This window comes from Frankia sp. CeRuru1, assembly GCF_977966315.1.
On sequence record NZ_CDWWEW010000203.1, the window covers coordinates 1 to 9211 of the forward strand.

Here is a 9211-nt window from a genome sequence, read left to right on the forward strand (position 1 = left end):
GACCGGGTGGTGGGCTGATCTGCCAGATACGGCACGAGACGGCCTGATACGGGTGGACCGGGCCGTCCCGGCGGCATCGGGAAGTCTGGTGTCGCGTAACGTGAGCTGCATGCCGGACGCGGTGCTGCGCCTCGACAATGTCAATGTCGTGCGAGATGGGTCATACCTGCTCAGGAACGTGTCGTGGGCGGTGTTCCCCGGCCAGCGCTGGGTGGTCCTCGGTCCCAACGGCGCCGGGAAGACGACCCTGCTGCAGGTGGCCTCGGGCCGGCTGTTTCCCACCAGGGGCACGGTCGACCTGCTCGGCGCCCGTCTCGGTAAGGTCAACCTTCTCGATCTACGATACCGGGTGGGTGTCGTCAGTCCGGCGCTGGTGGAGACGCCACCCGCCGACGAGCGGGTACTCGACGCGGTGGTGACCGCCGGCTGGTCCGTGCTGGGCCGCGCCGACGAGGAGTACGACGAGGTCGATCTCACCCGCGCGGCCGGCCTGCTGACCCAGTTCGGGTGCCGTGGACTGGCCGACCGGCGCTTCGGAACCCTCTCCGAGGGAGAGCGCAAGCGTGTGCTCATCGCCCGGGCCCTCATGACCGACCCGGAACTCCTCCTGCTCGACGAGCCCGCCTCCGGGCTCGATCTGGGTGCGCGGGAGGCGTTGATGCGGCGGCTCACCCGCTTCGCGGCCGACCCCACCGCTCCTGTCCTCGTCCTCGTCAGCCACCACGTGGAGGAGATCCCGGTCGGGGTGACCCACGCGTTGCTGGTGCGCGGCGGCCAGGTGCTTGCGGCCGGTCCGGTCGCGCAGGTACTCACCGCGGAGGCGCTGTCCTCCTGCTTCGGGATTCCGTTGGATGTCGGCGTGGCGGCCGGTCGCTACACCGCCCGGCTTGCCGCCGGACCGCCTCCCCGGCATCCGGTGTCCGCCTCGGTCTGAGCCTGTGCCGCGGGTCTGAGCCTGTGCCGCGGGTCTGAGCCTGTGCCGCGGGGTGTTTGTCCGTTCATGGGCCGATCGGCCGCGACCGGAGTCGGTCGATGGCCGGGTGAGCACGATCGGCGGGGTGCGGTGATTTTCCCGACGTGATCCAGTCCCGAGTCGCCGTCCGGTCCCGGCGTTGCGCGTACGGCCCGGTGGGCCATCCATCCCCGTCAAGCGGCCTCAGCCCGTCGTAGCGCGCCTTTTCCGGTATCGCCGGTGTGTTTTTTCGTGGCGGCCGTCGTGCTCCCTCTCCGGGCTCGTCCGTTCGTGGGCCGGCCGGCGAGCCGGACGCCGACCGCCGGTCGTCCCGGGAGCCGTCGCTGACCGGCCGTCGTTCATCGTTCGTCGAGCAGGTCCCACAACCATCCCGACCGTCGCACACCCGCGCCGAGCGACCTCAGCCGGACGGCAAGTTGCCGATCCGAGGTGATGACGACCACGGGCGCGACCGCGTCGCGCGCCGCCGCCACGATGGCGTCGTCGCCGTGCCCGGGGGCGTGCACGACGACGATGGTCGGTGCCGCGCGGTCCGCCCTCGTTGGAACGTGGCGGCCCTTCTCGGGCGCGACGCCCGCGGGCCCGACCTTTTCGGGTGTGATCTTTCCGGGCCGTACGGTTCCCTCGGGAACTCCGGCTCGCGCCGCACCCTCGAGAACGACCACGATCCGCTCAGGCCATTCCGGCCTCGATGATGGCCGCGGGTGCGTGCCGGGACGGATGATCCGCGCCGAAATAGCGTCGACCAGCCGTCCGGCCGCTCCTGGGCGGTCCCGCCACCACCCGTCGGGCCGGGAGCCAATCACGTTGGCACCGTCTACCACCCACGTGCGCGGGTACTCGTCCGTGGGTCGGCCCATAGCAGCGGCGCCGGAATCAGGGGTACTCATCCGGCGCGGCGATCCCCTTTGGCATTCGTACCGGTCGGTTCCGCTCGCGGCACCACCACCCCAAAGGCGCCGACGGCTGTTGCCCGCCGTTTGCCGGGCAATCGTCCACGGGAGTCGGTAGACGAACACGATCGGTGTCCCAAGGTCGGAGGACATGGACGCCGCCCGGTCCACGCCTGCCCAACTGTCCGCTTGCGGCCGGCCTTTCGACTGGGAAGGTGTGATTCGCAGAACATGATCATCCCTCTATCATGTGGAGCTTGCTCCCTGTCTTTGGGTTCCGCACTCCGACTGCCAGAGCGGCGTGCGTTGAGCGCTGACTTCGTCTTCGGCGACCCAAGCTTGCGAGTCCGGCGAACCAGGCGTGACGGTTCCCCGCGTTCTCGTGGTAATAATAGACGCGTGAGTTCTGCGGTCCGCTGACCTGAAGGAGAGTGGCATGGCCCAGAAGACCATCGTCTCGTTGATTGACGATCTCAGTGGAGAAGAGGCTGACGAGACCGTCCGGTTCGGACTCGACGGTGCGCAGTATGAGATCGACCTGTCGGAGAAGAACGCCACGAAGTTGCGTGAGTCGTTGGCTCCGTTCGTCACCGCGGCTCGCCGTTCTGGCGGTCGGGCGGCGGGTGGCCGGCGTGGTGTGCGTGCCGCTTCGCGCCGTACCGGCGGAACCGACCGTACCGCCGACATTCGCGAGTGGGCGCGCAGCAACGGTTACACGGTGAGTGACCGGGGGCGTATCGCTTCCAACATCGTCGAGGCGTACGACAAGGCCCACTGATCCTGGTCTTGACTGCTTTTCCGGGGCAGGGACCGGGGCAGTGGAACCCCTTGTAGCGGTAGTGCCCGTGGTATTGGACGACGGGCCGCGCGATCCGGCGGACCGAAGATCGTGTGATCAGGTTTTGCATGGTCAGGTTCCTGCCACACCGACCGGGCCGGTGTGGCAGGAACTATTGGCGTCGCCGCCAACGCAGTCTGTCGCCAGATCTGTTCGTTCCGTCAGTTCGGCAGCTGCCGGGCCATCCAGTTTTCGACGTCTTCTGCGGTTCGCGGAAGTGCGGCGGACATGTTCCGCCTTCCATCCCTGGTGACCAGGATGTCGTCTTCTATCCGGACGCCGATGCCCCGCAGCTCCGGCGGAACCGTCAGGTCGTCCGGCTGGAAGTACAGGCCCGGTTCGACCGTCAATACCATGCCCGGTTCCAGCGCCGCGTCGCGATAGGTCTGGTCGCGCGCCTGCGCGCAGTCGTGCACGTCCAACCCGAGCATGTGCGACGTGGAGTGCAGGGTATAGCGGCGATGGACGCCCCCTCCCGGGGAGCGTGGGTCCTCGGTCAGCGACTCCTGCGCACTGACCGGCAGGAGCCCCCAGTCGTCGAGCGCCGTGGCGATGACCTGCATGGCGGCCCGGTGCGGATCCAGGAAGGACGCTCCCGGCCGGACCGCGTCGATCCCGGCCTGCTGGGCGCGAAGAACCACGTCATAGACCTGGCGCTGCAGCTCGGTGAACCGTCCGTTGATCGGGAGCGTGCGGGTGACGTCGGCCGTGTAGAGGGACCGTCCCTCGACCCCCATGTCGAGCAGGGCGAGATCACCGGCGCGTACCGGCCCGTCGTCGCGGACCCAGTGCAGCGTCGTGGCGTGGTGGCCACAGGCGACGATGGAACCGTATCCCACATCGTTGCCGTCCACCCGGGCCCGCCGCCAGAACGTCCCTTCCAACCATCGTTCTCCGTTGGGCAGGTCCATCGCCCGACCGATTTCTCCCACGCACTCGGTGAAGCCGCGCACGGTCGCGGCGATCGCTTCGTCCAATCGGGCGATCTCGAAGTCGTCCTTGAGCAGCCGCAGCTCGGAAAGGGCCTGTGCGAGGGCCAGATCGCGGTCGGTTCCTGGCCCACCCCGGCCGGGCCAACGCAGCACCGAACCGTCCACGACCGGATCGACTCCGCGTAGTACCCGGGTGTTTCCCGGTGCCAACCGCGCGAGCGCGTCCGCGAGCTCCGTGAGCGGCCGGCATTCGATCTCCAGCTGTGCCGCGGTCTCCCGAACCCCCGGTCTGGGACCGACCCACAGTTCCCCGTATCGCCGGTCGGTGTAGAAGGCGGAGCTCGACCGGTCGGACCGCCCGGCGACATAGAGCACCGCATCATGCTCACCGGCCGCGTTGGGTAGCAGAACCAACACGGCATCCGGTTCATGGCAGCCGGTCAGCCAGAAGAAGTCGCTTCCGGGACGGAACGGAAAATCTGTGTCGTTTGCCCGTACCCGCAGACCGCCGCTCGGCACCACAAGCGCGTCCGCCGGGAACCGCGAACCCAACAAGGCGCGACGTTTCGCGGTGTAGGGTGCGCAGTCATCGCGGGATGGCACAGCGTCGTCAATCGGCGCCCACCCGGTCGACATAAACCGCCGGAACGCCGCGTGTGGTTCCTCGTCGTGGTTGGCCTGCCCGGGTTCGCGCACGGAATCATCCGATGCCGGAGGTTCACCGGCCCCGGTGGGGACAACGCCCGGCTCGTCGGCCGTGATGAGGTTCGGATCACGCCCGGCCGGCGCGCTCTCGGGCACCCCCGGGCCGGTCGGTGGAGGTGAGCTTTGGTGGGACTGGGCACTCATAACGTTAACGGTAGGCCCCGTTGTGGACGGCGGGTAGCGCGCGAGGCGTACCGCCATGCCCCGCGCGCTACCCGGACTTCCCGTCGTTGGTCCGCCGGGCATTTGGTGCATCGCACCGCCGCGATGATGCCGGGCCGATGTGAGCGGTCGCGTCGCGACATGGGTCCGGGCGCCGCTACCCACTTCGCCGCCTTCGGACCCTTCCACGAAGACTGTTCCTCCCACTTCGGGTGAGTTAACGAGGGCACGCAATCGGTTGTGGGAGATCTGAGGGATCCGGCCGGCTGTGACCTTCCGTCGTGGACCGTTAACTCATCTTCCGGTCGGCGGGGAAGGCGGGTCCACGTTGCACGGACCGGGTCGGTCCGGGTGCGGACGTCCTCGGCGTGCCGTAATGCCGGTCCGATAGCCACCGGCATCGTGCGGTTCGGGCACTGCACTCGGTTCGGGCACTGCACTGCGTGTCGCGAACACCACCGGAGACCGGCATCATTGTCGCGCATCCCGATATCGGTGGTTGTCGTCGGGATCGCAGGATCGGGATCGGGCCCGCGACCGGTCTTGATGCTCGGCGCCACCCGGGGGTCTGCCACCGCTCGGCTCGGCCGGGACGGTCCGGGTGGCGCCGTCGGAGCCCGTACGGTCCGTGGGCCGGCCGGGGGCCTGCGAGGTCGCACATCCGACAACCCGTTGGGAATGCCATGACGCCCGTCACCCGTCACCATCGAAAAGACTGTCCGGGAGGGTTCCGGTCCGTCCGCGCCCACGTCGTGCCAAGGTGGTCCGGCGGGTTCGCGCCGGTGGTGGACGGTCCCGGCCTCGGGCGGCGCCATTGGCGCGGATGATCTCATCCCGGTGGATGGGGGAGGAGGACGCGGCCATGACCTGGCCTCCGGATCGTCCGGAACGGTACGGGACGGCGGGACGGCGGGATGGCGAGCGGCGTGGCCGGTCCGTCCGTGACCCGCGGGACCCGCGCCGGGCCCCCGAGGAGGACTGGCCCGTCGGGCAGTGGCCGCGCCGGGAGCACCGGCCCGCTCCGCGGGGCCACGATGACGAGCCGCGCGTACCTCCGGGCGCCTACCCCGATCCCTACGGCCGGTACCCCGTCGATCATCCGGCGGCCGAGCCCCGGTACGACCGGCCGGCCCCGGAGGGTCCCGCGGAACCCGGGCAGAGCGGCTTATGGCGCGGTCTCACCGCCGTGGCCGCGGTGTTGGCGACCCTCGTCCTCATCCTGGCGACCGGTGGCTGGGCCGTGCTGAAGCACTACGACGGCAGGGTGCGCCACATCCCGCTGACCTTCTCCGCCAGCGCGGACCGGCCGGCGTCCGCATCGGGTGGAACGCAGAACATCCTGCTCGTGGGGTCGGACACCCGGACGGGGACCAGCGGCGAGTTCGGCCAGGTCGAGGGGCAGCGGTCGGACACGACCATCCTCGCCCACCTCGACGGCGACGGTTCGACGACCCTCATCTCCTTCCCCCGGGATCTGTGGGTGCGGATCCCCGCGTACACCGACGCGGCGGGCACGCAGCATGCGGCGCAGCGGTCCAAGCTGAACGCCGCCTTCTCCTACGGCGGGCCGTCCCTGCTTGTGGCCACGATCGAGAACCTCACCGGGATCCGGGTCGACCACTACGTCCAGATCGACTTCATCGGCTTCCAGGGGATGACGGACGCCCTTGGCGGGGTCACCGTCTGCATCAAGGAGCTTCCCCCCGAGCTGAAGGCACGGGGCTTCGACAACCTGCACGACCATTACTCCGGGTTTTCCGGTCAGGTCGGCGAGAACACGCTGAACGGGGCGCAGGCCCTCTCCTTCGTCCGGCAGCGGTATGGCCTGCCCGAGAGCGACATCGACCGCATCCGCCGCCAGCAGCAGTTCCTCGGTGCCGTCTTCCAGCGGATCGCGTCGACGGACACCCTGCTCAACCCGGCGAAGCTGCTCGGGGTGGTCGACTCCGCCACCTCGGCGCTGACGCTCGACGAGGCCACCTCTCTCGCCGACCTCCGGCTTCTCGCGGTGCGGATGCAGGCGATCGGATCGGGCGGCGTCGCGTTCACGACGGTGCCGGCGGCAGCTGGCACTCGCGGGGGGCAGAGCGTCCTAGTTCCTGAGCCAGCCCAGCTGGGCGCCTTCCTCAAGCCCTTCGGCGGTCGTGTCGCCGACGGGAGCTCCACCGGCGCACTCCCGGCTGGCGCGGGGGGTGGCTCCTTCGCTGCGGTACCGGTGTCCGCTGCGGTACCGGTGGTCTGGTCCCCGGCCAGCGCGGCGGGAAGGTCCGTCCCGGGTGACGCGGGCGGGGTGTCCTGCACCTATTGAGGTGGCCTCGAGGCGTTCGGTGCCGAGTGGCTGCCCCGACGGCGCGGCGGCTGCTCGTCCAGCGCCGCGTTGAGCTCCGCGCCCAACAGCACGGCCAGCGCGGTGATGTAGAAGAACAGCAGCACCGCCACCGGTGATCCGAGCGAGCCGTAGACCAGTTCGTTACTGAACACGATCTCCAGGTAGTATCGCAGCACGCCGCTGCCCACGAGCCAGCAGACGAGCGCGAGGATCGCTCCGGGCAGCGCCCGCCACCAGGGTTGGCGTACCGGCAGCGAGAGGTGGTACAGCGAGGTCAGCATCGCCAGGGCCACGAGTCCCACGACCGGCCAGTAGAGCAGTGGGATCAGGGTGCTGACGAGGGGATGGCGACCGGCGTCGAAGATCCGCGAGATCAGTTCGGGCCCCAGGACCAGCGCAGGCAGGAGAATGACCCCGCTGGCCACCTGGGCGAGAAACAACCACAGCGCCAGGAGCCGGCTGCGCACCGCCGAGCGCAGATCGCGTTGGCCGTAGGCGATAGTGATGGTGTTGACGAAGGTCGCCATCGCGGTTGACCCGGTCCACAGGGACAGCACGAAACCGATGGAGATCACGTCTGGTCGGCCACGGGAGAGGATCTGGTCGATGGTCGGGCGCACCGCGTCGTCGACCACCGATTCGGTCAGCAGGTCGCCTGCGCCGCGAAGGATGCTCTGCCGGGCGCTGTCGAGGGCGTCGGCCCCGATGGCGTCACCGACGTAGCCGAGGGTTCCCAACAACGACAGCAGGAGCGGTGGCAGGGACAGCAGCTGCCAGAATCCCGCCTCGGCCGCAAGCCCCAGGACCCGGTGCCGCCAGGCATTGGTGATGGTCCGACGGGCCAGTCGCAGGGGTCCCCGGGGCAGCCGGTGGAACAGCGTGCTGCGCCGGATGGCGGTCCAGGCCGCGGCGTGATGGTTTCTGGCCCGCGTCAGCAGCCCGGGATTCACCTCGACGGCCACTCTGCGCAGCAACACCATCCAGCGGCCGCTCACCGGGGACGATGCCACGGGAGCCGGTGCTTTGTTTCCCGTGGCGGACACGGCCCCCACCGTATGGCCTGGCGTTCCTGGGTGCCGAAGGGCATCCAGGAACGGAGTGGGTGATCGCGGCGGAGGCCACCCGGAGTAACGGATGGGCCGCTGGCCAGCAGCGAGGAAGCAACCAGGAATCTGAATATATCAGACTGGATACACCAAAAGGGACACATCGCTAGATCGCGATGTGTCCCTTCAGTGTGCCTGGGCGGCCGAGCTCAGGACACGCTGAGTTTGTCGGTCTCGTCGTGATACTCAACAGCCATCTCACGCAGCTTCGAGTCGTGCGACTTCGCGTGGTGTCGGCAGAACAGGAGATCGCCGCCCCCGGGCAGCACGACCCGCACGTAGGCCTGGGCACCGCACCGGTCGCAACGATCAAGATTGGTCAGCGTCGGCTTCGTGGTAGTCCCTGTCACATCTACTCCAACTGTGTTAGGCGGTCAGACGTTCCAGCTGACCATGTGACGGTTTACTCACAGCCGGCTCTCGCGGCGTCGTTGCATCCAGAGCGGCGTGGTGTCCGTGGTCCTCCATACCACGGACGGGTACCCGTCTCGGGCGCCCGGTCGTCTGATCAGGGACGTCGGGCACCGAAGACGATATCGTCCCATGCTGGCACTGACTTGCGTCCGCGTCGACCGCCTGCCGGACGTTCGCTCCCACGGGTGGTGTTACTCGGACGTGCCCGTGACGCAGCGGAGGCGTTCGATGTGTCTACGGTCGTTTCGTCGGTCCCGTCCGGCGCCGCCTCCTCCGTCTGCGCGGAGGGAGCCTTGGCGGAGGCTTCCCGCCGGGCCGCCGTGCGGCGCGCCCCGGGCGTGGAACCTGTGCCGAATCCGGCGGCGCGGGCGGCTGGTGCCGAGGTCACGGCGGCTGCGGCGGCATCGGTGCCCGCTGCCGCGGCCGGTTCGGCGGGAGCGGATCGCGCTGCTGTACCGGCGGCTGGGGCTGACGGCTCCGGTTCGGCGGGGGCTGTCCCGCCCCGCTCCACGGCGGCGACGGGAGGCACCTGCGCCGAGCCCGGGACCGACGGCTTGGCGGCTGTCCCGGTGGGAGACGTGGCGGATGTCACGGGCTGCGGACCGGCCGGCGCGACGGCCGCCCGGGAATTCACGCCTGATCGCCCGTTCCCGGACGCGGACCCCACCCTGGGGCGGCCGCCGGGAACGCCTCGCCCCGTCGCGGCCGTCCGGCGAGCGACCTCGCCGCGGATCGGTTCGGGCCGGACGGGACGGTCCAGGGACTCGGCGTCCTCGGCCCGGGCGGCCTTCCGCTCCGCCGACCGCGGGTCTCCCGGGGCCGTGGGGTCTGCGGACCGGGCAGGTACGGACCATGGGGT

The 9211-nt window shown here is 69.6% G+C and carries 7 protein-coding genes; 3 read left to right on the forward strand and 4 right to left on the reverse strand.

From position 1 onward, the window contains the following. Window positions 1–109: 109 nt before the first annotated feature. Window positions 110–934 carry an ABC transporter ATP-binding protein gene (locus AC08OP_RS15050; RefSeq protein ID WP_476614778.1) on the forward strand — a complete coding sequence of 275 codons (825 nt, stop codon included), beginning with the start codon at window positions 110–112 and terminating at the stop codon, window positions 932–934. A 377-nt stretch (window positions 935–1311) separates the two neighbouring features. On the opposite strand, the gene AC08OP_RS15055 is transcribed toward AC08OP_RS15050, so the two are convergent. Next, window positions 1312–1638, reverse strand: a complete 327-nt coding sequence (locus AC08OP_RS15055; RefSeq protein ID WP_462187376.1) for a hypothetical protein — start codon at window positions 1636–1638, stop codon at window positions 1312–1314. 664 nt (window positions 1639–2302) lie between these two features. Between AC08OP_RS15055 and AC08OP_RS15060 the strand changes: the two genes are divergently transcribed. Further along, complete coding sequence (locus tag AC08OP_RS15060) at window positions 2303–2644, forward strand: histone-like nucleoid-structuring protein Lsr2 (RefSeq protein ID WP_011437876.1); 342 nt, start codon at window positions 2303–2305, stop codon at window positions 2642–2644. 221 nt (window positions 2645–2865) lie between these two features. On the opposite strand, the gene AC08OP_RS15065 is transcribed toward AC08OP_RS15060, so the two are convergent. Beyond that, window positions 2866–4272 carry an aminopeptidase P family protein gene (locus AC08OP_RS15065; protein WP_462187381.1) on the reverse strand — a complete coding sequence of 469 codons (1407 nt, stop codon included), beginning with the start codon at window positions 4270–4272 and terminating at the stop codon, window positions 2866–2868. A gap of 1093 nt (window positions 4273–5365) precedes the next feature. On the opposite strand from AC08OP_RS15065, the gene AC08OP_RS15070 reads away from it, so the two are divergent. After that, the gene (locus AC08OP_RS15070; protein ID WP_476614776.1) at window positions 5366–6811 is read left to right on the forward strand and encodes an LCP family protein; all 1446 of its coding nucleotides are present in this window, start codon (window positions 5366–5368) and stop codon (window positions 6809–6811) included. On the opposite strand, the gene AC08OP_RS15075 is transcribed toward AC08OP_RS15070, so the two are convergent. Then, on the reverse strand, window positions 6805–7842 hold the full coding sequence (locus tag AC08OP_RS15075) for a YihY/virulence factor BrkB family protein (RefSeq protein ID WP_476614777.1): 1038 nt from the start codon (window positions 7840–7842) through the stop codon (window positions 6805–6807). The genes AC08OP_RS15070 and AC08OP_RS15075 overlap by 7 nt on opposite strands. A 245-nt stretch (window positions 7843–8087) precedes the next feature. Beyond that, window positions 8088–8288 (reverse strand): DUF7455 domain-containing protein, encoded by a 201-nt coding sequence (locus tag AC08OP_RS15080; RefSeq protein ID WP_009742431.1) that lies wholly within the window; start codon window positions 8286–8288, stop codon window positions 8088–8090. Between the last annotated feature and the right edge of the window lie 923 nt (window positions 8289–9211).